The 23,522-nt window shown below is 60.4% G+C and carries 18 protein-coding genes and 2 tRNA genes; 11 read left to right on the forward strand and 9 right to left on the reverse strand.

Annotation, left to right across the window (positions count from 1 at the left end):
• Positions 1–18 precede the first annotated feature (18 nt).
• On the reverse strand, positions 19–4,278 hold the full coding sequence (locus tag ACOY6C_RS14385; protein WP_420906213.1) for a PEP/pyruvate-binding domain-containing protein: 4,260 nt from the start codon (positions 4,276–4,278) through the stop codon (positions 19–21).
• 274 nt (positions 4,279–4,552) lie between these two features.
• On the opposite strand from ACOY6C_RS14385, the gene ACOY6C_RS14390 reads away from it, so the two are divergent.
• The 3 genes from ACOY6C_RS14390 to ACOY6C_RS14400 all read left to right on the forward strand — a co-directional run bounded on the left by ACOY6C_RS14390 (position 4,553) and on the right by ACOY6C_RS14400 (position 6,513).
• Positions 4,553–4,984 carry a type II toxin-antitoxin system RatA family toxin gene (locus ACOY6C_RS14390; protein ID WP_420906214.1) on the forward strand — a complete coding sequence of 144 codons (432 nt, stop codon included), beginning with the start codon at positions 4,553–4,555 and terminating at the stop codon, positions 4,982–4,984.
• Between the two features lie 24 nt (positions 4,985–5,008).
• Positions 5,009–5,440 carry a type II toxin-antitoxin system RatA family toxin gene (locus tag ACOY6C_RS14395; protein WP_420906215.1) on the forward strand — a complete coding sequence of 144 codons (432 nt, stop codon included), beginning with the start codon at positions 5,009–5,011 and terminating at the stop codon, positions 5,438–5,440.
• A gap of 83 nt (positions 5,441–5,523) precedes the next feature.
• Positions 5,524–6,513, forward strand: a complete 990-nt coding sequence (locus ACOY6C_RS14400; RefSeq protein WP_420906216.1) for a DsbA family protein — start codon at positions 5,524–5,526, stop codon at positions 6,511–6,513.
• A 210-nt stretch (positions 6,514–6,723) separates the two neighbouring features.
• On the opposite strand, the gene rpe is transcribed toward ACOY6C_RS14400, so the two are convergent.
• Both rpe and htpX read right to left on the reverse strand, forming a co-directional pair.
• Entirely contained in the window at positions 6,724–7,380 is a 657-nt protein-coding gene (gene rpe, locus ACOY6C_RS14405) for a ribulose-phosphate 3-epimerase (protein ID WP_420906217.1), read from the reverse strand.
• Positions 7,377–8,231, reverse strand: a complete 855-nt coding sequence (gene htpX / locus ACOY6C_RS14410) for a zinc metalloprotease HtpX (RefSeq protein WP_420906218.1) — start codon at positions 8,229–8,231, stop codon at positions 7,377–7,379. Before htpX ends, rpe begins: the two co-directional genes overlap by 4 nt.
• 399 nt (positions 8,232–8,630) lie before the next feature.
• Between htpX and ACOY6C_RS14415 the strand changes: the two genes are divergently transcribed.
• The 6 genes from ACOY6C_RS14415 to ACOY6C_RS14440 are packed head-to-tail and all read left to right on the forward strand — an operon-like array spanning position 8,631 to position 14,139.
• Positions 8,631–8,894, forward strand: coding sequence for a chaperone NapD (locus ACOY6C_RS14415; protein ID WP_420906219.1), 264 nt, complete (start codon positions 8,631–8,633; stop codon positions 8,892–8,894).
• Between the two features lie 27 nt (positions 8,895–8,921).
• On the forward strand, positions 8,922–11,408 hold the full coding sequence (gene napA, locus ACOY6C_RS14420) for a nitrate reductase catalytic subunit NapA (RefSeq protein WP_420906220.1): 2,487 nt from the start codon (positions 8,922–8,924) through the stop codon (positions 11,406–11,408).
• A gap of 44 nt (positions 11,409–11,452) precedes the next feature.
• On the forward strand, positions 11,453–12,181 hold the full coding sequence (gene napG, locus ACOY6C_RS14425; protein WP_420906221.1) for a ferredoxin-type protein NapG: 729 nt from the start codon (positions 11,453–11,455) through the stop codon (positions 12,179–12,181).
• Positions 12,178–13,047: a quinol dehydrogenase ferredoxin subunit NapH gene (napH, locus tag ACOY6C_RS14430; protein ID WP_420906222.1), complete on the forward strand. Its 870-nt coding sequence runs from the start codon at positions 12,178–12,180 to the stop codon at positions 13,045–13,047. Before napG ends, napH begins: the two co-directional genes overlap by 4 nt.
• The gene (locus ACOY6C_RS14435) at positions 13,044–13,505 is read left to right on the forward strand and encodes a nitrate reductase cytochrome c-type subunit (protein WP_420906223.1); all 462 of its coding nucleotides are present in this window, start codon (positions 13,044–13,046) and stop codon (positions 13,503–13,505) included. Before napH ends, ACOY6C_RS14435 begins: the two co-directional genes overlap by 4 nt.
• 55 nt (positions 13,506–13,560) lie before the next feature.
• A complete protein-coding gene (locus ACOY6C_RS14440; RefSeq protein ID WP_420906224.1) occupies positions 13,561–14,139 on the forward strand; it encodes a NapC/NirT family cytochrome c in 579 nt (192 codons plus the stop codon).
• Positions 14,140–14,610: 471 nt separating this feature from the next.
• On the opposite strand, the gene hemL is transcribed toward ACOY6C_RS14440, so the two are convergent.
• From hemL to hemA, 4 genes are all read right to left on the reverse strand, one after another.
• Positions 14,611–15,900 carry a glutamate-1-semialdehyde 2,1-aminomutase gene (gene hemL / locus ACOY6C_RS14445; protein WP_420906225.1) on the reverse strand — a complete coding sequence of 430 codons (1,290 nt, stop codon included), beginning with the start codon at positions 15,898–15,900 and terminating at the stop codon, positions 14,611–14,613.
• A 757-nt stretch (positions 15,901–16,657) separates the two neighbouring features.
• Positions 16,658–17,146: a hypothetical protein gene (locus ACOY6C_RS14450; protein WP_420906226.1), complete on the reverse strand. Its 489-nt coding sequence runs from the start codon at positions 17,144–17,146 to the stop codon at positions 16,658–16,660.
• Between the two features lie 7 nt (positions 17,147–17,153).
• The gene (gene prfA / locus ACOY6C_RS14455; protein WP_420906227.1) at positions 17,154–18,245 is read right to left on the reverse strand and encodes a peptide chain release factor 1; all 1,092 of its coding nucleotides are present in this window, start codon (positions 18,243–18,245) and stop codon (positions 17,154–17,156) included.
• Positions 18,246–18,249: 4 nt separating this feature from the next.
• Positions 18,250–19,515 carry a glutamyl-tRNA reductase gene (gene hemA / locus ACOY6C_RS14460; protein ID WP_420906228.1) on the reverse strand — a complete coding sequence of 422 codons (1,266 nt, stop codon included), beginning with the start codon at positions 19,513–19,515 and terminating at the stop codon, positions 18,250–18,252.
• Positions 19,516–19,861: 346 nt separating this feature from the next.
• On the opposite strand from hemA, the gene ACOY6C_RS14465 reads away from it, so the two are divergent.
• Together ACOY6C_RS14465 and ACOY6C_RS14470 are read left to right on the forward strand one after the other, a co-directional pair.
• Positions 19,862–19,938, forward strand: a tRNA-Pro gene (locus tag ACOY6C_RS14465).
• Positions 19,939–20,076: 138 nt separating this feature from the next.
• Positions 20,077–20,152 (forward strand) — tRNA-Arg (locus ACOY6C_RS14470).
• Between the two features lie 13 nt (positions 20,153–20,165).
• Here the strand turns inward: ACOY6C_RS14470 and ACOY6C_RS14475 are convergent.
• Together ACOY6C_RS14475 and ACOY6C_RS14480 are read right to left on the reverse strand one after the other, a co-directional pair.
• Positions 20,166–20,381 (reverse strand): tyrosine-type recombinase/integrase, encoded by a 216-nt coding sequence (locus ACOY6C_RS14475; RefSeq protein ID WP_420906694.1) that lies wholly within the window; start codon positions 20,379–20,381, stop codon positions 20,166–20,168.
• 6 nt (positions 20,382–20,387) lie between these two features.
• Positions 20,388–23,504 (reverse strand): type I restriction endonuclease subunit R, encoded by a 3,117-nt coding sequence (locus tag ACOY6C_RS14480; RefSeq protein ID WP_420906229.1) that lies wholly within the window; start codon positions 23,502–23,504, stop codon positions 20,388–20,390.
• Positions 23,505–23,522 lie beyond the last annotated feature (18 nt).

Consider the following 23,522-nt stretch of genomic DNA (forward strand, 5'->3'; position numbering starts at 1 on the left):
TCCTGATATTTAAGTGACTTACAACAAACCTGCGTCGCCCGTGACCACGGTGGTCACGGGATGCCAGCCCTTGTACAACAGGCCACGGTTGCCATCGATGCTGATGGCATCCCCATATTGAATGACCACGCCGTCGATTTCGCAACGGCTGGAGCTTTCCCGAACCGTCAAAAGTTCGCAACCGACCACGCAGGTCTTCTCGAGTCGGGCCGCGACGATGGCCGCGTGGGAGGTTTGTCCCCCGCGGGCGGTGAGCAGTCCATCGGCGCGGGAGATCTCGCGGATATCCTCCGGCACGGTATCATAGCGGATCAGGATCAAAGGTACATCCGGATCTTCGTGTCTTTTGCGCGAAATCTGCTCCATGTTGAAGACCGCCACCCCGCACAGCACCCCGCCGCTGGCGCCGATCCCCTGGGTGAGGAGGCTGGCGGCCAGGTTCGGGGAGTCGGCGAAAACCGCGCGCAGGGCGTTACGACCTTTCGCGGTAATCATATCACGGGTTTGCAGATAAAAGAGGTTCTCTTCTTCCGGACCGTCGAAGGTAAACTCCATCTCCTGGTGGTTCCACCCCTTTTCCAGGATCAGGCGGCGCGCGGTGCAGCGCAGGGCGTCGTAGATGCGCGGAAAGCGCACCTCCAGGCAGGTTTCGGGATCGCGACGGTCGTAGCGACACTGTTCGAGGGAAATGGCGTCCGTGGAGACCAGGCCGCCGACGATATCCTCGCCCTGATCCCCGGTGGCATAGTCCCCCCACAGCACCACCCGATCGAGCTTGCGATGCGGATGGGCGGTGAAAAAGACCCCGGAGCCCGATTGACGGTGCAGATTGCCGTAGACCATGCGTTGCAGCACCACCGCCGTGCCCCAGTCGTCGGCGATGTTCATGATGCGCCGGTACTCCCTGGCCTTGGGGAGGTTCCAGGAGTCCATCACCTGGTTGATGGCGGCCATGAGCTGCTCCCAGGGATCCTGGGGGATCTCGATGCCGATCTCGATGGCCGCCTGATGGTATTCGCGGGCCAGATCGGCCATCTGCTCGGGGGTGAACTCCCGTTTCTTGCGCACGTCGTGACGCCTTTTGGCGCGGCGCATCAGATCGGTGAAGACGCCGCGATTAACATCGAAGGTCATGCTCCACGACTGCACGAAGCGCCGGTAGTTGTCCCAGGCGAAGAAGGGGTTGCCGGACCAGGTGGCCAGCCCGCGCACGATCTCCTCGTTGATGCCGACGTTGTGCACGGTCTGCATCATGCCCGGCATGGAGATCAACGCGCCGCTGCGCACCGACAGCAGCAGCGGATTGCGCTCGCAGCCGAAGGCCAGTCCGGTCTCCTCCTCGATGTCGCGCACCCGATCCCGCAGCCGCTGAAGAAAATCCTCGCCGGCCAGGGAGTAGGCGCGCACCACCTCGCGACAGCGGAAGAATTCGGTGGTGGTGATCACCCCCGCCGGGACCGGCAGCTCCATGGCGGCCAGCTCGGTGAGGTTGAATCCCTTGTTGCCCAGATGGATCAGATCGCGCACCCGCGGATCCGGATCGTGGATCGGGCAGAAGAGCTTGGCCGGGTCATAGGTCATCAGTTTGTTCATCATCTCGGGCGGGAGCTTGCCTTCCTGGCGCGACAGGATGCGCAGGATGCGCGAGATGAAGCGGTCGAACGACTGCAACCCGAAGGTCTCGGCGATCAGGTCGCGCATGAACGATTCGGTGATCCGCTCCAGGGTGGAGGTGGGATCGGAATCCTTCAAGGCTGCGTAACGCGGCACCATGGCCAGCTCCGGGATCATCGGCACGATCACCGCCAGGTTCTCGCGGTGATGGATCGCGTAGTAGGCGTGGATGATCTCCTTGATGCTGTCCGAGAAGTTGCGGAAAATGTCCAGATACTGATGGAAAGAGAATTGATTCAGTTCCAGAAACCGGGTCAACACGTTGCGCAGGCTCTCCAGCCGGCGTGAGGAGATCCCGTCCAGATCGAGCCCGCGCAGGTAGAACTGAATGTACTTGTCGATGCGGAAGAAGGCGGCGCGGGTGATGAACCCTTCCGGAATCCGCTCCACCAGCCGTTCCAGATGGACGTTGGCCATATCCTCGAGCCGGAACAGCAGCGACAGCGCATCGAACTTGCGCTCCTGATAGCGACCGTAGACCGAGGGGATGTCCACGGCGATGTGTCGTTTTTGATAGATCTCCTCCTGGGCCGGGAAGGTGTCGCGACACAACACCACCTGTTTGAGGGCCTCCATGGCATCGAGCAGGGCGTTCAGGCGGACATCATCCCGCGTCTCGCCGTTTTCGAGCACCTCGGCCAGCCAATCCATGCCATAAATCCCCTCCTCGCCGGCCTTTTTCACCAGGCCGAGCACCCCATGCCGACTCGGATTGTACTTGTGATCGAGCAGCTGATAAAGCCGGATCAGCAGAAACACCCGCCGCCGCTCCCCTTCCGGCACATCCGGGGTCGCCAGGATCACCGGTTCGATCTTCTCCAGGGGGAGGGTGAGCAGGGTCACCGGATCGTCGATGGCCAACGCGGCGAACAGGTGGCGCGTGACCCGATGCACGCCGTCGAACCACGGACCGGGGGCCTGGATCGACTCCAGGGTGGGTTGGGCGATCAGACCGGCCAGATCGTTCAAATGGCCCGAGTGCCAGAAGTCGAGGATCTCGCGCACCAGCTCGACCATCAGATTGGTGCTCTCCACATGACAGGCCTTGCGCAGGAAGTGGATCAACCGATCCTGGCGCTTGGAGATCTCGTCGAGTTCGGTGGAGACGTCGCGCAGCTCCCCCTCGGCGCCGATCTCGTTGAAATAGACCGGCAGGAGCCGCGCGAATTGTTTCACCAGATTGAACACCGGCGCCACCTCGCCGTTCAACAGCCGGGTCACCTCCTTCTGGAACAGATCCGTATCCCGGATCAGGGTGCCGGAGAGCTTGACGTTGATGATCAGCGCCGAAAGCAGGGTCGAGCACCATTTGGGGTTGAGGTTGATCAGGTTGAGCCAGACGCGGATGTTGGTCAGGTGGGCCGGATTGCAGATCGGTTGCCAGTCGCTGCCCACGCCGGTGACCGCCCGGTACTGGAAGCCGAAGCGTACCGCCTGTTCCAGGAAGGCCTCCACCAGGCGGCTGTTGTCGCGCTTGAACACCTCGATGCCCAACGCCTCGATGCACTGCAAAGCGGTGTGGGGGTATTTGACCACGTTGGCCTTGAGAAAGGCGAAGGTGCGCAGGAACGACTCCCGCAGCTCCTCGTAGCTCTGTTTCAGCTCCACCAGGTGCGCCAGGGTGCGGTTGATCTCCCGCAAGGTCTCCTCGTGGATCATCGAGAGCCCGTCGGTCTCCAGAATATGGAACAGAAATCTCAGCTTGCGTCCCTCGGCGAGCTGTTCGGAGTCGGTATCGGCGTCGTTGCCGTCCCGGGCCTGCAACCGTCCCAGGGCGTTGGCCGCGTCGCGATAGCCGCGCACGATGTCCAGATAGGCCGGCAGCATGGCCAAACGTCCGAGCAGCCCCTCCGAGGGGTGCTCGCGGGCCAGACTCTTCAAGGTTTCGCTGGCGATGCGCAGGGTGCGATGCGAGATGGCGTCGCACTCGTGATGGCCGCGCACCGTGTACCAGACCGGATCGGCCTGGTCGAGCCACAGATCATAGGTGGCGGTGAGGGAACGGATCGCCAGGAGGCAGTAAGGCGCCGGATCGAACGGGAAGGGGTGTCCGCTCTCGGAGCACCGCTCGATCATGCGCGCGAAGGTGCGTCGCAACGGCAGATGGCTCTGGGAGACGATCAGCAACCGCTCGTCGGACATCTCGGCCAGACGGGCCATGATGCGATCGAAAACCGGCGCGTATTCGCCCAGGCGGTCCGGTGCGATGAGATTGACCTGCTTGTCCAGGTAGGCGGTCAGACCATCGAACACCAGCCGCATGGTGACCGGTTTGTTCACCTCGTCGAGGGCCTGGAAAAAAAGCGCGCCGAACAATTCGAAACAGGCCGGACCCAGCGGATGGGGAGCGTAGCGGACCGCGTTCTTGAGCACGAACCCCTTCAATTCCGGCAGGATCAACGGCCAGTTGCGAAACGGGTGGTTGAGTTCCCGGAGCAGCCGTTCCAGATCCTTCAGAATGCCGGCAAAGCCGCGCACCACCTCCAGAAGGGGGGTGAAACGCGGGTCGATGACCACCTCGTCCACCGCGGTCACCGCCAGATTGGCGCGCAGAGCGTCGGATTCGGGCCAGACCTGCCCTTCCGGATCCCGTTTCGTCAACATGGCCGGCGCGCTCCCGACGCGAAGTTGCACCGCCGGGATGGGAATTTCCTTTGCATAACGCCTCCGAGTCGTCATACTACGTGGCTTGATGGGGGAACCCCCCATCCCCGCTCCCCGGCAACCGCTTGCATGGCGTTTCCGAAGTCGCGGGATTGGTGATCCAAACAGACGGATCGCGGTATCGTCTCAGGATCGAGACCCTCCGTGGATGGAGGGAGCATATTGGAATCTTGCCGCGATCACAATACGGATCACCGCTTTCGGACCTTGCCCCATGCCGCGCATTCGCATCAGTGAGACCGTTTCCTTCGCTCCCGAACAGATGTACGCCCTGGTGGTGGACGTGGAACGCTATCCCGATTTCCTGCCGTGGTGCGCGGCCACCCGCGTCTGGGACCGCACCCCCACCCAGTTCATGGCCGAAATGACCGTCTCCTTCAAGGGGATCCGCGAAACCTTCCGCACCCTCGACATCATCGATCCCGGCAAGCGCATCGAGATCAACCTGCGCGATGGTCCCTTCAAATACCTGGTCAGCACCTGGGCCTTCGCCCCGGCCACGAACGGCTCGCGGGTCGATTTTTTCATCGACTTCAGCTTCCAGAGCCGGATGAAGGAGATGATCATGGGTCCGGTCTTCTCCGAGGCCTCCAGGCGCATGCTCGAGGCGTTCAAGGCCCGCGCCGCCGTGGTCTACCGTCGCTAACATCCTCAAACCATCCCTAAGCTCATGGCCAAACACTCTTCAACCACCCTGGTTCCCTTCACGCCCGAACAGATGTATACGCTCGTGGTGGACATGGACCGTTATCCGGAGTTCATTCCCTGGATCGTCAAGGCACGCAAGCACGACATCAAGGATGACCGCTTCATGTCGGAGATGACCTTTGCCTTCAAGGGGTTGCGCGAAACCTTCCACACCCAGGATTTCGTCGTTCCCAACGAATCGATCCGCATTCAACTGGTCTCCGGTCCGTTTCGCGATCTGGAGAGCGAATGGCGTTTCTCCCCTGCCGAAGGCGGGGCGCGCATCGATTTTTTCATCAGTTTTTCGTTCAAGAACCGTCTGTTGGATTTCACCCTCGGTCCGGTCTTCGGCGAGGCGTCCAAGCGGATGGTCGAAGCTTTCAAACAACGAGCCACGGAGATTTACGCGAAATGAACCGCTTGAGTGACTTGCAGGATGGGGAGAGAGCCCCCTCGCCCCCCGTACCATGGACCTCCTTTCGGGCGTTCCAGAGTAACATGATCAAACCCAAATGGACCTGGTTGCCGCTTGGCGCGGCCCTGTTGTGGTTGAGCGCGCCGCTGCCGGCCCTCGCCGAACCCGTGGCCAAGGTGGGAAGCTGGGTGCTCTCCCTCGAAGAGGTGGATCGGGCTCTGGCGGTCAAGATCCACGAGTTGCGCGAGTCCAAGATTCGCGAGCTGGTGTTGGAGCACATTCTGACCGTCAAGGGCGCCGAAGAGAAGGTTCCCCCGGAGCAGGTGGTCGAAAAGCTGATGGGCAAGGTGCCGGAGCCGAGTGCCGCCGAGATCAAGACCTTCATCCAGAAGAACAAGGACCAACTCCCCAACAACGGCGAGGGGATGGAGGAGCAGATCAAGGAGCATCTGAGCGACGAGGCCAGGAAGGATGCCGAGGGCAAGGTGTTGACCAAGCTGTTGCAGAAATTCGAGCCGGAGATTCTGCTCAAGGCGCCCCGTTTCACGGTGACCGGTCCGGAGGATCTCTCCCGTGGCGATGCCAAGGCGCCGGTGACCATCATCGAGTTTTCCGATTTCGAGTGTCCCTACTGTCGGCGTGCCCAGGCCACCTTGAAAAAGGTGACCGAGGCGTATGGCGACAAGGTGCGCATGGTGTTCCGTCACTATCCGTTGCCGTTCCACGCCAAGGCGCCCAAGGCCTCCGAGGCGGCCCAGTGCGCGGCGGATCAGGGCAAGTTCTGGCCCATGCACGATCTGTTGTTCGAGGACAAGGCCGGGTTGGATCCGGCGGATTTGAAGAAGGCCGCCAAGACGATCGGGTTGGACATGGCGGCGTTTGACAAGTGTTTCGACAGTGGCAAGCATGGTGCGCGGGTGACCGCGGATCTGACCGATGGCAAGAAGCTGGGGGTGACCGGGACGCCGACCTTCTTCATCAACGGGGTGCGTGTGGTGGGGGCGCAGCCGTTCGAGAAGTTCAAGAATGTGATCGATGACGAGTTGAAGGAGAAGGAAAAAGAGAAGAAGTAGGGCGGGGTCCGATCAGGGATCAGGCTCCACCTGTCGCGGGGGACCGGGAGGGTCCATGGTACGGGGGTGAGGGGGCCTCTCCCCCATCCTGTCAAGTTCGCGGGAAGGTTGCGCGGTTCTGGCGCAACCTTCCCGCGAACAGGCGCGAAACAGGCCTGATCGGGGTCGCTCCCCCTTGAACACCTGCGCTCCAAGTGATGATTTGACTCATCAAGCCGCCGCATTCTCCCGCATCGCCCGGATCACCGCGCCATAATCGGGCTTGGAAAAAATCGCCGACCCGGCCACGAATACATCCGCACCCGCCTTGACCGCAGCCTGAATGTTCTCCGGCTTGATCCCCCCATCCACCTCCAACTCCACCCGCAAACCCCGATCGTTGATCATGCGCCGCACGGTCTGAATGCGCTGCAAGGCATACGGAATGAACGACTGCCCGCCAAATCCGGGATTGACGCTCATGATCACCACCATGTCCAACAGCGACAACACATTGCCGAGATTGCACAACGGCGTGGCCGGATTCAACGCCAACCCGACCTTGCACCCCAACTCGCGAATCACGTTCAAGGTGCGATCCAGATGATGGGTCGCCTCGGCATGCACGGTGAGGATCGAAGCACCCGCCTTGACGAAATCCGGAATGTAAACCTCCACCGGCGAGATCATCAGATGGACATCCAGGGGTTTGGTGGCCACCCGCGCGATGGCCTGGACCACCAGAGGACCAATGGTGAGATTGGGAACGAAATGTCCATCCATGACATCCACATGGATGTAATCCGCGCCAGCCTGCTCCACGGCGCGGACCTCCTCGCCCAGACGGGCGAAATCGGCGGAGAGAACCGAAGGGGCGATCTTGATCATCGAGTATGCGCCATCCTTTGCAACCGGGCGATACGCTCCTCCATGGGAGGATGGGTGGAAAAGAGCCCCGCCACCATCCCACCGGAGAGCGGCGAAACGATGAACAGATGTGCGGTGGCCGGATTCTGTTCGGCGGCGGCCAACGGCACCCGCTGCGAACCGATCTCGAGTTTATGCAACGCGGAGGCCAGCCACAACGGATTGCCGCACAACCGCGCCCCGCCCTCGTCCGCGCCATACTCGCGGGAACGGGAGACGGCCATCTGAATCAACATGGCGGCCAGGGGCGCCAGGAACAGCATGACGATCTCACCCAGCCAGCCACGTCCGCCCTCCTCCCCATCGTCGGAACGGCTCGAGGAGAACAGTCCGGCAAAATTGGCCAACGTGGTGATCGCACCCGCCAGGGTAGCGGTCACGGTGCCGACCAGGATATCCCGATGCTGCACATGGGCCATCTCATGGGCCATCACCCCGGCCAACTCTTCGCGGGTGAGAATGCGCAGGATCCCGGTGGTGGCCGCCACCGCCGCATGCTCGGGATCGCGCCCCGTGGCAAAGGCGTTGGGGGATGGGTCGTCGATGACGTACACCCTCGGCATCGGCAAGCCGCCACGCCGCGCCAGCTCCTGGACGATGCCATGCAGTTCGGGCGCCTGGGCGGGTCCGACCTCCATGGCGTTGTACATGGACAACACCGCCTGATCCGAATTCCACCAGGCCCAGAAGTTCATGCCTGCGGCAAGGATCAACGCCAACAGCATGCCGTCTCGACCGCCGATCAGGTGGCCGATGCCAAGAAACAACCCGGTCAGACCGGCGAGCAGCAAAAGAAAGCGAAGGTGATTCATCGTCTGACTCCTGCCTGGTGTGGTGCCGTGGCATGCCCCTTGGGCGTGCCACGGTCGCGGGGTGGGAGAATGCGCCCATCATGAACGTTTGAATGGATCCTCATGGTTTATAGATAGTGCTCCTCTACGAGAAGTTCAACCGGATGGATGCCCTTTTCCTGCATGAAAAGGGTGGGAATGAACAAATGATTTTTTGCTTGCACATGTTAACATAAACAATTGCTGACAGAAAAATGGAGACAATGCTCGTGTTTCCGTTGGGGGGTGAAAAAAAATCTCCCATAATTGATATAGATCAATGTAACCCCAGTCCCAACACTGTATTTCACCCTGAATTCATGTTAACGTGTCGGGAACGATACATTTTTAAATATAACCTACTGAAAGCGGCCAACCCCCATGTCTCGCGATGACACCCCCTTTGCCCTGGCAAGCGCCGTGATCCTGGTTCAGCCCGCGCGGCTGCTGACGGTCGCGGCCATCATCACCGACCTGCCAGGCGCCGCCATCCACGCGACCAGCGAACAGGGCAAGATGGTGATCACCCTGGAAGGCGAAACAACAAAAATACTCGTCGATCAATTCGATACCATCCGCACCCTCGACGGCGTACTAAGCGCCGATTTGATTTATCAGCACTCCGAAGAGAGTTCCGACCCATAAGGCATCATAAGTCAAGGAGACCGCACCGTGAAAGTGACCCGACGCGAATTCATCAAGGCCAACGCCATTGCCGCCGCTGCTGCGGCAGCCGGCATGAGCCTGCCCGTCATGGCCCAGGTTCAGAGCGAGGAGGGTGACATCCGTTGGGACAAGGCCCCCTGCCGTTACTGCGGCACCGGGTGCAGCGTGCTGGTGGGTGTCAAGAATGGCCGCATCGTGGCCACCCAGGGCGATCCGGACGCGCCGGTCAACAAGGGACTGAACTGCATCAAGGGGTATTTCCTCTCGAAAATCCCCTACGGCGCGGATCGCCTCACCACCCCGCTGTTGCGCAAGAAGGACGGCAAATACGACAAGAACGGCGACTTCACCCCGGTTTCCTGGAACGAAGCGTTCGACATCATGGCCGAAAAGTACAAGACCGCCCTCAAGGAGGGTGGACCCACCACGGTGGGCATGTTCGGTTCCGGCCAGTGGACCATCTGGGAAGGGGTGGCGGCGGTCAAGCTGTTCAAGGCCGGGTTCCGTTCCAACAACATCGATCCGAATGCCCGTCACTGCATGGCCTCGGCGGTGGCCGGCTTCATGCGCACCTTCGGCATCGACGAGCCCATGGGCTGCTACGACGACCTGGAGCATGCCGACGTGTTCGTGCTGTGGGGCTCCAACATGGCCGAGATGCATCCCATCCTCTGGTCGCGTCTGGCCAACACCCGTCTGAGCAATCCCAACGCCAAGGTGGTGGTGCTCTCCACCTTCCAGCACCGCAGCTTCGATCTGGCCGACATGGGTCTGATCTTCAAGCCCCAGACCGACCTGGCCATCGCCAACTTCATCGCCAACCACATCATCCAGACCGGCAAGGTGAACGAGGAGTTCGTCGCCAACCACGTCGCCTTCCACAAGGGGGTCACCAACATCGGCTACGGCCTGCGTCCCACCCACGGTCTGGAGAAGGATGCCGCCGACGCCAAGGATCCGAACGTGTCGGCTCCGATCAGCTTCGACGATTTCAAGGCCTTCGTCGCCGAGTACACCGCCGATATGACCAGTCAGTTGACCGGCATCGCCAAGAAGGATCTCGAGGCCCTGGCGGAGATGTACGCCGATCCGAAATTGAAGGTGATGTCGCTGTGGACCATGGGTGTCAACCAGCACACCCGCGGCACCTGGATGAACAACATGATCTACAACATGCACCTTCTGACCGGCAAGATCGCCGAGCCGGGCAACTCTCCCTTCTCGCTCACCGGTCAGCCCTCGGCCTGCGGCACGGCCCGCGAGGTGGGCACCTTCTCGCATCGTCTGCCGGCGGACATGGTGGTGATGAAGAAGGAGCATCGCGACATCACGGAAAAATTGTGGCTTCTGCCCGAGGGCACCCTGCCGGACAAGCCGGGCTATCACGCCGTGGTCCATCACCGCATGCTCAAGGATGGCAAGCTCAACGCCTACTGGGTGATGTGCACCAACAACATGCAGACCGCTCCGAACATGAACGAGGAGGGGTATCCCGGCTATCGCAACCCGAAGAACTTCGTGGTGGTCTCCGACCCCTATCCCACGGTGACGGCTCTGGCCGCGGATCTGATCCTGCCCACGGCCATGTGGGTCGAGAAGGAGGGAGCCTACGGCAACGCCGAGCGGCGCACCCAGTTCTGGCGCCAGCAGATCAAGGCGCCGGGCGAGGCCCGATCCGATCTGTGGCAATTGATGGAGTTCTCCAAGCGGTTCAAGGTCGAGGAGGTGTGGCCCGCCGATCTGATCGCCAAGAAGCCGGAACTCCAGGGCAAGACCCTCTTCGACGTGCTGTATGCCAACGGGCAGGTCAACAAGTTTTCGGTGGACGAACTCAAGAAGGATCAGCTCAACGACGAATCGCGCCATTTCGGTTTCTATGTGCAAAAAGGGCTCTTCGAGGAGTATGCCGCCTTTGGTCGCGGCCATGCCCACGACCTGGCCGATTTCGACACCTATCACAAGGCCCGCGGTCTGCGTTGGCCGGTGGTCGATGGCAAGGAGACCCTGTGGCGCTTCCGCGAGGGGTATGACCCCTATGTGAAGGCCGGGCAGAAGATCCGGTTCTACGGCAAGCCGGATGGCAAGGCGTGGATCTTCGCGCTGCCCTATCAGCCGGCGGCGGAATCCCCGGATGGGGAGTTCGATCTGTGGCTTTCGACCGGTCGCGTGCTCGAGCACTGGCACTCCGGCTCAATGACCCGTCGCGTTCCCGAACTCCATCGCGCGGTGCCGGATGCCCAGCTCTTCATGCACCCGGAGGACGCCGAAAAACGGGGTCTCAAGCGCGGCATGGTGGCCAAGATCATCTCCCGCCGCGGCGAAGTGGTGGCGCGGGTCGAAACCCTGGGTCGCAACCGTCCGCCGGTGGGCCTGGTCTACATTCCCTTCTTCGACGAGTCGCGGCTGGTCAACAAACTGACCCTGGATGCCACTTGCCCGATCTCGAAGGAGACCGATTACAAAAAGTGCGCGGTCAAGGTGGTGAAGGCCTGATCGACATGAACGACTCATCCGCTGGGCGGTCCCAGGGGACCGCCATGACGCGGCGTGGCCTTTTGCAAAAGGGCGGGGGGGCCGCGGTTGGTTTGGGGTTGATCGGCTTTCTGACCTGGGTGGGCGCGCGTTCCACCGAGGCGATGCCGGTGTGGGCGGTGCGTCCGCCGGGGGCCTTGCCCGAACCCGATTTTCTCGGCAAGTGTCTGCGTTGCGGCTTGTGCGTGCGTTCGTGTCCCTACGACATCCTCACCCTGGCCGAAACCGGCAGTGGGGTGGCGCCGGGCACCCCTTTCTTCATGCCCAGGAAGGCGCCGTGCGAGATGTGTCCGGAGATTCCGTGCGTCCAGGCGTGTCCTTCCGGGGCCCTGGATCACGGACTCACCGACATCGCCAAGGCGCGCATGGGATTGGCGGTGCTCGCCGACCAGGAGACCTGTCTGGCCTTTCTGGGTCTGCGTTGCGAGGTCTGTTTTCAGGTCTGTCCGGTGATGAACAAGGCCATCACCCTGGAGATGCGACCCAATACCCGCAGCGGCAAGCATGTCCACTTTCTGCCCACCGTCCACTCGGAGCACTGCACCGGGTGCGGCAAGTGTGAAAAGGGGTGCGTGCTGGAAGAGGCGGCCATCCGGGTCTTTCCCCGTTCTTCGGTGAAGGGGGAGTTGGGCAAGCACTACCGGGTCGGCTGGGAAGAGAAGAAAAAGGCCGGGCATGCGCTGATTCCCGAACCGCTCAGCCTGCCGGTGCGGCGTCCGGGAGACGGACCATGAAAAAACGTTTGGCCGGTGACGAGGCGATCGAAAAAAAGGGGTGGTGGCCGGCCCATCGTTGGCTGGTATGGCGGCGCCTCTCGCAACTGGGTGTCCTGGGACTGTTTCTGCTCGGTCCGGCGTTCGATGTGTGGCTGATTCAGGGCAATCTCTCCGCGAGTCTGTTTCTGGACACGCTGCCGATGACCGATCCGCTGCTCTTTGCGCAGCTGTTGGCCACCAGCGGCATGCCGGCCACCCAGGCGATGCTGGGATTCGTGGTGGTGGTGGCGCTGTATGGACTCCTGGGCGGTCGGACCTTTTGCGCCTGGGTCTGTCCGGTCAACCCCATCGCCGATCTGGCCGCCTGGATGCGACGCCGGTTCGGCATCGGTGGCGGCTGGCGCGGCGACCGGCGCATCCGTCATGCGGTGCTGGTCGTGGTGGTCGCGACCGCCGGATTGAGTGGCCTGATGGTCTGGGAATGGATCAACCCGATGAGTCTTCTCCATCGCGGCTTGATCTTCGGGGTGTGGAGCGGTTGGCTGGCGGTGGTGGGGATCTTTCTGTTCGATTTGATCCTCTCGCCCCACGGCTGGTGCGGGCGGTTGTGTCCCACCGGGGCGGTATATGCCCTGTTGGGTCGGCGAACCCCGTTGGCGGTCAGTGCCGTCCGGCGCGACGCCTGCACCGATTGTCGCGCCTGTCATCAGGTCTGTCCCGAAGCGGCGGTGATCGATCCGGCGCTCAAGGGGGCCGACAAGGGTGTCGGGCCGCGCATCACCGGGATGGATTGCACGCGCTGTGGGCGTTGCATCGATGTCTGTCCGGATGATGTTTTTGAATTCGACTTTCATTTACCCAACATTTCGAGGGTGGTGCCATGAAAAAACGGTTGTGGTTGATCATGTGGGCGGCGTTGGTGATCGTGGCCGTCGGGGCGTGGAGTGGCGTGGCCATGGCCCAGGAGGGCGGGGAGGTGCGTTCGTTGCGTGGAGCGGTGCCTCTGGAGGGCGCGGACCAGGCCCCGGAGATGGCCAGATGGATGCCGGACAGCCACGGTCTGCCGCGCAACTATCTTCAGCAGCCGCCGTTGATTCCGCATCACATCGAGGGTTACAAGATCGATCTGCGTCAGAACAAGTGCATGACCTGCCACAGTTGGAGCAAGGCCAAGGAGACCCATGCCACCAAGATCAGCCTGACCCATTTCCGCAACCGTTTCGGCACGGAACTGTCCGATGTCTCGCCGCAGCGTTATTTCTGCACCCAGTGTCACGTTCCGCAGAAGGATGCCAAGCCCTTGGTGGACAACTCCTTCAAGCCCGTGGATTCGGTGATGTGACGTTGATGCGATCCATGCAGCCGGGGACCACGCCATTCGAGGGAAGGGAGCAGCCATGAGTCAAGATCAGGACCGCGCGCCGCGGAGTTTCAGGAACCAGTGGAAGATCCTGGGAGGATTCTTCTTTCTGGGCATCCTGTTTTGGGGTGGTTTTCACTGGGCGTTGGCCGCCACCAACAATGAGGCCTTCTGCATCTCGTGTCACGAGATGAAGGACAACGTGTACAAGGAGTATCGGGAGACCGTGCACTATTACAATCCGAGCGGGGTGCGCGCCACCTGTCCGGATTGTCATGTGCCCAAGGCCTGGCAGCACATGATCGTGCGCAAGATTCAGGCGAGCAACGAGTTGTGGCACAAGTTCAAGGGGACGATCGACACGCCGGAGAAGTTCGAGGGCAAGCGGTTGGAGTTGGCGCGCAATGTCTGGCAGACCATGAAGAGCACCGATTCCCGCGAGTGTCGCAACTGTCACGACTTCAAGTCCATGGACTTCACGCGGCAGGGTGCGCGGGCGTTTGATTTCCACGAGCGTGGTTTTTCCAAGGACAAGACCTGCATCGATTGTCACAAGGGAATTGCCCATGCGTTGCCCAAGGGCATGACGGCGGCGGACGATACCAGTCACTTCTGAGAGGCTGTTTGGTGATTCCATGGCTGGAATCACCAAACGCACACGATTTCGAAAAAGTGGCGTAGGGAGCTCCCCACCCCCCTTTATAGCTATTCAGGACCCCACTCTTGCAGGGGACGGGGGACCGAAGGTCCCCGGCAGAGGTTCGGAGACGGAGTCTCCGAGGTTTGGTTTTTGACGTTTGCTTTTGAGCGCGCTCTTCAAAAAAAGCGTTTTTTCGCGCTTTTTTGCGAAAAAACGCTGCGCGCCGCCTTGACTGCGGCATCGTTTCGCGCCTTTGGCGAAACGATGTCGCGAACATGGCCCGGAGTCATGCCGCCGGAGGCAACTCGTCTTCCGCGAGCCATGTGTCCTCTATGGCTCTGGCGGGCAACGGAGGGGGTACATAAGGGGGCCTGAATCGTTACAAAATGGCTGTTGCACTTTGGCGGGCCATCCATGGTCCGCATCGGCTTGCGTCAAACAGCCTCATTACGCCGCGCGCAGCTGTCCGGCCACCCGTTCGGCCATGGTCAAGGTTTGATCCAACATCGTCTCCTCGTGGGCCAACGACACGAATCCCGCCTCGAAGGCACTCGGTGCCAGATAGATCCCCTCTTGCAGCATGCCATGGAACCAGAGGTTGAACCGATTGATGTCACCGTTGGAGACATCCGTAAAGTTGGCGACCGTCTGGGCACTGGTGAAGAACAGCCCGAACATCGATCCCACATGGTTGATCAGACAAGGAATGTTGTTGGCGCACATCACCTGATCCAACCCCTTGACCAGATACCGGGTCTTGGCTGCCAGCGTGGCATAGGCGCCGGGCGCGTCGAGCAGATCCAGAGTCGCCAGACCGGCGGCGACCGCCAGCGGATTGCCGGACAAGGTACCGGCCTGATAGACCGGGCCAGCCGGAGCGATCATCTCCATCCATTTGGCCGGACCTCCGTAGGCGCCGACCGGCAATCCTCCACCGATGATCTTTCCCAGCGTGGTCAAATCCGGACGAATGTTGTAGAGGGTTTGGGCTCCACCGCGATCCACCCGCAACCCGGTCATCACCTCATCGAAGATCAACAACGAACCATGCGTGTCGCAGACGTTCCGCAGCCCCTCGAGAAAACCGGGCAGGGGTAACACGCATCCCATGTTGCCGGCCACCGGTTCGACGATCACCGCCGCGATTTCGTTGCCGCGTTCGGCCCACAGGGTTTCCACCGCCGTCAGATCGTTGAAGGGAAGAACCAGTGTGTCACGGGCGGCGGCGCGGGTGATACCCGGCGAGGTAGGCACGCCGAAGGTGGCCAGGCCCGATCCCGCCGCCACCAGCAGCCCATCGGCATGGCCGTGATAGCACCCTTCGAATTTCACCAGCACGTCGCGTCCGGTAGCGGCGCGGGCGAGACGGATGGCACTCATCACCGCCTCGGTGCCGGAGTTGACCAGGCGCACCATTTCCATGCCAGGAAACCGTTCGATGATTCGTTCGGCGAGGGTGATTTCCGCCTCTGTAGGGGCTCCGAACGAGCAGCCATTTTCCGCGGCGCGACAGATGGCCTCCACGACGTGGGGGTGGGTATGGCCAACGATCAGCGGACCCCAGGAACCGACATAATCGATATAGACCTTGCCGTCCACGTCGGTGATGTGGGCGCCCTGGCCGGAGCGGATGAAGGGTGGGGTACCGCCTACCGACTTGAAGGCGCGCACCGGGCTGTTGACCCCGCCGGGAATCATGGTTTTTGCCTTGAGAAACAGTTCTTCGGAACGCGACATATTTTTCTCCAGTGGTTGATGACGATTTGGTGTCATCCATTGTTCGTGGAATTCAGGGGCCAGGTGCAAAAACCATTCAGGATTCTCACATGGAGTAGAATCCAGGGGCGAAGCTCCTGGTAGGATCCGGGGCGAAGATCCTGGCGGAGTCCAGGGGCGAAGCCCCTGGTAGGGTCCAGGGGCCAATGGCCCCTGGTGGGGTCCAGGGGCGAAGCCCTTGGTAGGGTCCAGGGGCGAAGCCCTTGGTAGGGTCCAGGGGCGAAGCCCTTGGTAGGGTCCAGGGGCGAAGCCCTTGGTAGGGTCCAGGGGCGAAGCCCTTGGGACTTTTTCTTTTGCCTTTCGCGCGCTTTACACGATAAGCACTTTTTCGCGTTTTTTGCGAAAAAGTGCGCAGCGCGCGCCGTCCCATGTGCCCCCTCCGTTGCCCGCCAGGGCAATGGAGGGGGCGAATCGCCCTCGGAAGGCGAGCCGCCTCCGGCGGCCTGCTTGGGGGCCATGTTCGCGGGAACGTTTCGCCAAAGGCGCGAAACGTTCCCGCAGCCAAGGCTGCGCGCAGCGATTTTCACAAAAAACGTGAAAATCGCTTTTTTGAAGAGCGCGCCAAAAGACCAAAGACAAAAAATCAAAGACAAAAGACAAAAGACAAAAGACAAAAGACAAAAGACCAAACCTCGGAGGCTCTGCCTCCGAACCTCCGCCGGGGACCTTGCGGTCCCCGGACCCCTGCAACAATGGAGATTCTGAATCCCCCACCCCCCTACTCACCCGCCGGCAAAGCCACCAATACCCCAAAAGTACCAAGATGCTCCCACTTTTTCCGGTCAAGCTGATCATACACCTTGAAAAACCACAACCCCGGCGTAAACTTGCCGGTAATGGCGCCAGCAGCAGTATACATGGGCAAATGATCCTCCTTGGTAACCTTCACCGGAGGATAGTCAAGCCGGGTAACCACCTTGCCATCCTGATCCAAAACATCCACCTTGAAATGATGCTCCCCACGCACGGTCAATACCAGATCAAGCACAAAATAACCAGCCATGCCATTGGTGTTGGTGCGCAGAGTCTTGACCACCGACATCGGCTGCATGGTCTCACCCTTCTGCACCATGCGATCCGAAAAATAGGCGTTGGCAATGTAAGCCGATTGACGAAAACTCTTGGCCAGAACCATGTCGCTCGTCAACCACGTTCCGATGCCAAGCAACCAGGCCAAGCCAATTCGAATCGCGGTGGAGCGTATCATGGTTGGGTCACTCCTCGGCCATGCGTGCCAACTGTTCTGCCTGATGATGCGCAAGCAGCGAGGTGACCATTTCACGCAACTCCCCTTGCATCACACTGTCAAGCTTGTGCAACGTCAGATTGATCCGATGATCGGTAATGCGATTCTGCGGAAAATTGTAGGTGCGGATCCGCTCCGAACGGTCCCCGGAACCAACCTGATCGCGTCGGTCGCGGGAACGCTCATCATCGACGGCACGCTGCTCCATGTCGAACAACCGCGCCTTGAGCACCTTCAAAGCCTGGGCCTTGTTTTTGTGCTGAGACTTTTCGTCCTGACAGGTGACGGTGATGCCGGTGGGAAGATGGGTGATGCGCACCGCCGAATCGGTGGTGTTGACACTCTGCCCGCCAGGTCCGGAAGAACGGAACACGTCGATGCGCAAATCGTCGCGCTCGTTGATGACCACCTCCACCTCGTCCGCCTCAGGCAGCACCGCCACAGTGCAAGCCGACGTGTGAATGCGTCCACCCGCCTCGGTGACCGGAACCCGTTGCACCCGATGAACCCCGGATTCGAACTTGAAAGAAGACCAGGCCCCCTTGCCGGAGATCATGACGATCACCTCCTTGAAACCGCCCAAAGGGGTCGGACTGCTCGACAAGGGTTCCAGACGCCAACGGTTCTGTTCGGCGAAACGCCCGTACATGCGCATCAGATCGCCGGCAAACAACGCCGCCTCCTCGCCACCAGTGCCGGCACGGATCTCCAGGATCACGTTGCGCCCCTCGTGGGGATCCTTGGGGATCAACAACAACTCCAATTCCGGGATTTTCTCTTCCAAACGGGATTTGAGCCGATCCACCTCCTCGCGCACCAGCCGTTTCATCTCCGGATCGCTTTCGGGATCCTCCAGCATGGCCTCGGTGTCGCGAATCTCCTCCTCAAGTTGCAAATAAGCGAGCCACGCCTCGACCAGCGGGTCGAGATCCGAGAACTCCTTGCTCAATCGGGCGAATTCACTGGGATTCTCGCGGGTGGCAGGCTGTCCCAGCAAGGCGCTCAACTCGGCATGGCGACGCCGCAAGGTATCGAATTTCCGCAACAACGAATCGCTCATGCCATCACGTCCGATCCAATTGAAACAGCTGACGCGCCGCGTCCACGTAAAGATCCCCATCCGGTTCGGCAGCCAGATGCCGCAGGCGACTCAACGGCGCATGCAGGATTTTGTTGACCAGCAGCCGACCAAGTTGCTCGATCCGCTTTTGTTCGTCCGGGGAGATGTCGGGCCAGGAGGCCAGGGTTCGGGCCACCTCCTGATCGCGGATCCCCTCGAGTTTCTCGCGCAACGCGGTCAGAACCGGAGCCAGATCCAAGGTTTCGAGCCAGCGCATGAACTCCAGACAGCGTTGCTCCACGATCACCTCGGCGGCGGTCATCTCGCGTCCACGGTCCTTGAGGTTATTTTCGACGATCCGGGTCAGATCATCAATGTCGTACAGATAGGCGTTGTCCAGATCGCCGATGGCTGGATCCAGATCCCGCGGCACGGCAATGTCGATGAGGAATTGGGGTTTCTGACGCCGTTTTTTCAAGGCGGCCTTGATCATCGAAGCGGTGACCACATGTCCGGTAGCCCCGGTCGAAGAGAGGATGATGTCGGCTTTGTCGAGATGGGCCTCGAGATCCGAAAGCACAAAGGCATCGCCGCCAAAGGCATCGGCCAGAGCCACGGCGCGCGACAAAGTGCGGTTGGCAACCAGAATGGAAACCCCGTCGGTCACGAGATGTCGCGCGGCCAGTTCGCACATTTCGCCCGCGCCGATCAGAAGACAACGACACCCTTTGAGATCCCCGAAGATGCGGCGCGCCAGCGACACCGCCGCCGAAGCGATGGAGACCGGATTGCGGGCAATGCCGGTTTCGTTGCGCACCTGTTTGGCGGCATGAAAGGCGTGCTGGAAAAACTTCTCGAGGATCGCGCCAGAGGTGGCGGCTTCGTTGGCGAGTTGATAGGCCTGTTTCATCTGACCGAGGATCTGGGCCTCGCCAACCACCAGGGAGTCGAGACTGGCGGCAACGCGAAAGCCGTGACGAACCGCGTCGCGGTCATCGAGCTGATAAAGATGGGCTTCGAGCTGTTCGGCCTCCAGAGCGCGGTTCTGGACGAGCCAGGCGCGGATCGAGGCCGCGGTTTTGTCGGGTTGGGGTCCGGCGGCATAGATCTCCACGCGGTTGCAGGTGGAAAGCAGCGCCACCTCGCGCAGACCGGGCATGTCACGCAATTCGGCCAGACATCCGGGCAGCTCCTCGTTGGAAAAGGCGAGGCGTTCCCGAACGGCCACGGGCGCGGTTTTGTGGCTCAAGCCGACGATGACGATCTTCATGAAAGCCGTTTCAATGGTTCCGCTTCGAGTGCCGCGAGTCGCCGCGCGCGGCTCTCATTCGACCCAAGCCGCCGCAATCGATCATTATAGCTCCAAAATTGCCGGATTGCCATCGCTCCGTGCCATGTTTCAAAAAAAAGTCCGCCTCTTTTTCACGCTTGAACTATTGCCCAAGGAACCGGTTTTGGGTTACCATTTTCTGCTTTTTTCTCCAGGGAACGCCCGAAGGGAGCTTCCCGGAGCAAAGGTGCGGGGGTTCTCCCCCAGCAGGCAACGATTTTCGAAGAGCTTCCGCGCGGGAATGTTCTTGGCTGGCGGGGTTGTTCTCCGCTCCCGCCAGGTCAGTCGGGGTGTGGCGCAGTCTGGTAGCGCATCGGCTTTGGGTGCCGAGGGCCGGAGGTTCGAATCCTCTCGCCCCGACCATTTTTTCTCTCCACGCGGCCCCGTCCCTTCCCGTTGGAACTCCCGAAGGGAGGTCCACGGTACGGAGGTGCAAGTTAGCATGGCCTCAAGCGTACAACGCAACCGGGATGGCCGGGAGCTTCGCCCCTCTGTACGTACGCGCCCGTAGCTCAATGGATAGAGCATCGGCCTTCTAAGCCGGTGGTTGCAGGTTCGACCCCTGCCGGGCGCGCCAAAGAAATCAATTATTATGGCACTGTTTTGGCCTTCTCATCCCCAGCATCGTAACTAAAACGTGACATCCACTTCAAGCGGGCCATGGAAATCCGTAGATTTTCTGGAGCCAGATGCGCATATCTCTTGGTCATCTGAATCGTTTTGTGCCCTAAAATATCGCGCACTTCCACCAACGGTACTCCACCAGTCACCAACCATGCTGCTGAGGTATGATGAAGGTTATGGATATTGGGCTACCCAGCGGCACTGCGCGACCTCAGTGCCTCATACAGATTCGCCGGTCCCAACAGGATTTCCCGCAATCCGTGGCGGACCTTCTCGGAGTCCAGCGCCTGTTTGCTCATGGTGCTGTGGGCAGCGAAAGCATCCATGATGGCGTTCATCAACTCGGTACCAAGGTCTGGGGAGTTGGAGAACTGCTCCTTGGTGTTGTTGGCCGCCTGCTGGACCAGAATTTCGGATTCCAGCAATTTGCCCTTCAGAACATGGTTAACGTAAATCAGCTTGTCGTCATCGGACAACTCGCCATCAAACAGGGTGTTGACCTTTTGGATGATTTCCGCCAGCAGCACCTTCTCTTTCTCCTGGACCTCACCGCTGCCGGTTGCGGTCATGGGTTGTAACTTATCAACTTCACCTTCATGCAGGGGCAGAGTGCGCTTCCCCTGGTCTTTAAGTTTGTGATGGGTCAAGGTCACTTGGGAGAGGTCAACCCCTTCCCGTTCCCGCCCGAATTCCAACAGGGGCAACAGACGCTTGAAGAAGATGGCCCGTTTCTCCAACGCGGTGTTGGCGTAGTCGAAGAGTTGGGAAAGAAACACATACGCCCTTAAGAAGGCACCCAGGTTGCGCTTGAACAAGAGCAGCACGTTAAGTTCATCCTGGGCGGTCTGCTCGGCTTGGGGGTCTTGAGTGGCACGGGCTTCCTGCAAACTGGTCAAGGCGCTCTTGTAGCGCTTCAGAAGTCGGTCGGCTACCGGCTCAAGGGCTGCGGCCAGTTGGGCTTGTGAGGCGTTGGGGTTTATTTCGACAGTTACCACCCGTTCCACCTCGGGTTCGTCGTAGAACCCTGTGGCATCGAGGGTGGCTTTCAGGTCGTAGACCAGATTGGGGTCGGTGACAGCGGCCAGTTCCGCTGTCTGATGATAAGTTTTGAATGCTGCCAGAATCTCTTCCGGGTCGTTCACGAAATCGAGAATGTAAGTTGTATCCTTGCCCGGATGAGCGCGGTTCAGGCGGGAGAGGGTTTGCACTGCCTGGATGCCCGCCAAACGCTTATCCACATACATGCCGCACAACAGCGGCTGGTCGAAGCCGGTCTGAAACTTATTGGCGACCAGCAGGATTTGGTACTCCGTGGTTGCGAAGGCTTCCCGGATGTCGCGTCCACGCAGATTTCGATTGAGCGTGGTACTGGTTTCGGTGAAGGGGTCATCGCCGGATTCCTGGTCCTTCACCTCTCCTGAGAAGGCGACCAGGGTGCCCAGCGCATAGCCGGAGTTCTGGATGTATTGGTCGATGGCCTGTTTCCAGCGCACCGCCTCGATGCGACTGCCCACCACCACCATGGCCTTGGCGTGGCCATCCAGGAGAGGTGCCACATTCTCGCGGAAGTGCTCGACCACCACCTGCACCTTCTGACTGATGTTGTAGGGGTGCAGACGCACCCAACGCATGATGCCTTTCATGGCCTCGCTGCGTTCCACCTGTTTCTCGTCCCACTCCTTGCCCTCATGGGCCAGCCGGAACGCCAGCTTGTAGGGGGTATAGTTCTTCAAGACATCAAGAATAAACCCCTCTTCAATCGCCTGGCGCATGGAGTAGACATGAAACGGCGCGGGCAGATTGGTGGCCGAGGCGGGTTGTGAGGGGTCGGGTCGGCGTCCAAAAATCTCCAGGGTCTTGGCTTTGGGCGTGGCGGTGAAGGCGATATAGGTGATTTGTGAATTCGTGGCACGGGCAGACATCTGGGCGGCCAGCAGGTCATCGAGGCTGATTTCTCCCCCATCATCGAGTTCAAGCTGTTCTTCGACCGAGAGTACCTGCTTGAGTTTGGCGGCTGAGGTGCCGGTCTGGGAGGAGTGGGCCTCATCGGCGATGACCGCGAACCGTTTGCCTTTGGTGGCCGCCAGCTCTTCGACTGCCGCCAGGGCGAAGGGAAAGGTCTGAATGGTGCAGACCACGATTTTCTTGCCGCTGGAGAGCACCTTGGCCAGTTCGCTGCTTTTGCTTTGATGCTCGCCGGTGATGGTGGCGACCACGCCGGAGGTGCGTTCGAAGCCATCGATGGCCTCGCGCAGTTGGGCATCCAATACGGTGCGGTCACTGACCACCAGCACCGAGTCAAACAGCTTGTTGTGCTGTTCGTCGTGCAAATCGGCCAGGAAGTGTGCGGTCCAGGCGATGGAGTTGGTTTTGCCTGACCCTGCCGAGTGTTGAATCAGATATTTCTGTCCAGGTGGTTCGGTCAGGACCGAGGCCACCAGTTGCCGGGTGACATCGAGTTGATGGAAGCGCGGAAAAATCACCCCGCTGATTTTTTTCTTGCTGTCCTTGTGGGCCACCAGAAAGCGCCCCAGAATCTCCAGCCAGGAGTCGAACGCCCACACCGATTCCCACAGATAGGCGGTTTTGTGGCCGTTGGGGTTGGGTGGATTGCCTTTGCCTCCGTCGTCACCCTGATTAAACGGTAGAAAACGGGTGGCAGCCCCTTGCAGTTTGGTGGTCATGCGTACTTCCGAGTTGCTGACCGCGAAATGGACCAACGCCCCTCGTGGGAACTCCAGCAGTGGCTCTGCCGCACTTTGCCCTTTGGGGCGTGGTTGGCGGTCAAAGCGGTACTGGTCCACCGCATCCTGCACCGATTGGGTGAAATCGCTTTTAAGTTCTACCGTGGCGACAGGAAGGCCGTTCACAAACAGCACCAGGTCCAGGGCGTTTTCGTTATGGACCGAGTAGCGCACCTGACGCACCACCCGCAGCCGGTTGGCCTGATAGCGGGCTTGCAATTCGGGATTCATCGCCAGAGCCGGTTTGAACTGCGCCAGGGTCAATGGCTGACGCACGCCCAGCAGTTCCACCCCGTGACGCAACACATCCAAGGTGCCCCGGTCATCGAGCTGCTTGCGGATGCGCTCCAGCAGGGTCGTTTCAGCGGATGCACCATGATTCTTCACCAGGGCTTCCCACGCCTTGGGCTGGGTTGTCTGCACCCAGGTCAACACATCGGCAGGGAAGAGGGCACGTTTCCGGTCATAGCGGCTGGCGTCGTCGGCATCATACAACCAGCCATGGGCGGCCAGATGGTGGCAGATGTCGTTCTCGAAGGCGATTTCACGATGCAGATTCATTCGGACCCTTGGTTTCTG

The sequence above is a fragment of the Candidatus Magnetaquiglobus chichijimensis genome (assembly GCF_045865675.1).
Taxonomy (GTDB): domain Bacteria; phylum Pseudomonadota; class Magnetococcia; order Magnetococcales; family Magnetaquicoccaceae; genus Magnetaquiglobus; species Magnetaquiglobus chichijimensis.

Bases quoted from the DNA above. Each gene is read 5' to 3' on its own strand.
- ACOY6C_RS14415 (WP_420906219.1), top strand. From the start codon at position 8,631: ATGTCTCGCGATGACACCCCCTTTGCCCTGGCAAGCGCCGTGATCCTG.
- napG (WP_420906221.1), top strand. From the start codon at position 11,453: ATGACGCGGCGTGGCCTTTTGCAAAAGGGCGGGGGGGCCGCGGTTGGT.
- hemL (WP_420906225.1), bottom strand. From the start codon at position 15,900: ATGTCGCGTTCCGAAGAACTGTTTCTCAAGGCAAAAACCATGATTCCC.
- ACOY6C_RS14390 (WP_420906214.1), top strand. From the start codon at position 4,553: ATGCCGCGCATTCGCATCAGTGAGACCGTTTCCTTCGCTCCCGAACAG.
- napH (WP_420906222.1), top strand. From the start codon at position 12,178: ATGAAAAAACGTTTGGCCGGTGACGAGGCGATCGAAAAAAAGGGGTGG.
- ACOY6C_RS14480 (WP_420906229.1), bottom strand. From the start codon at position 23,504: ATGAATCTGCATCGTGAAATCGCCTTCGAGAACGACATCTGCCACCAT.
- ACOY6C_RS14440 (WP_420906224.1), top strand. From the start codon at position 13,561: ATGAGTCAAGATCAGGACCGCGCGCCGCGGAGTTTCAGGAACCAGTGG.
- ACOY6C_RS14435 (WP_420906223.1), top strand. From the start codon at position 13,044: ATGAAAAAACGGTTGTGGTTGATCATGTGGGCGGCGTTGGTGATCGTG.
- rpe (WP_420906217.1), bottom strand. From the start codon at position 7,380: ATGATCAAGATCGCCCCTTCGGTTCTCTCCGCCGATTTCGCCCGTCTG.
- ACOY6C_RS14385 (WP_420906213.1), bottom strand. From the start codon at position 4,278: ATGTTGACGAAACGGGATCCGGAAGGGCAGGTCTGGCCCGAATCCGAC.
- ACOY6C_RS14400 (WP_420906216.1), top strand. From the start codon at position 5,524: ATGATCAAACCCAAATGGACCTGGTTGCCGCTTGGCGCGGCCCTGTTG.
- hemA (WP_420906228.1), bottom strand. From the start codon at position 19,515: ATGAAGATCGTCATCGTCGGCTTGAGCCACAAAACCGCGCCCGTGGCC.
- prfA (WP_420906227.1), bottom strand. From the start codon at position 18,245: ATGAGCGATTCGTTGTTGCGGAAATTCGATACCTTGCGGCGTCGCCAT.
- ACOY6C_RS14395 (WP_420906215.1), top strand. From the start codon at position 5,009: ATGGCCAAACACTCTTCAACCACCCTGGTTCCCTTCACGCCCGAACAG.
- ACOY6C_RS14450 (WP_420906226.1), bottom strand. From the start codon at position 17,146: ATGATACGCTCCACCGCGATTCGAATTGGCTTGGCCTGGTTGCTTGGC.
- htpX (WP_420906218.1), bottom strand. From the start codon at position 8,231: ATGAATCACCTTCGCTTTCTTTTGCTGCTCGCCGGTCTGACCGGGTTG.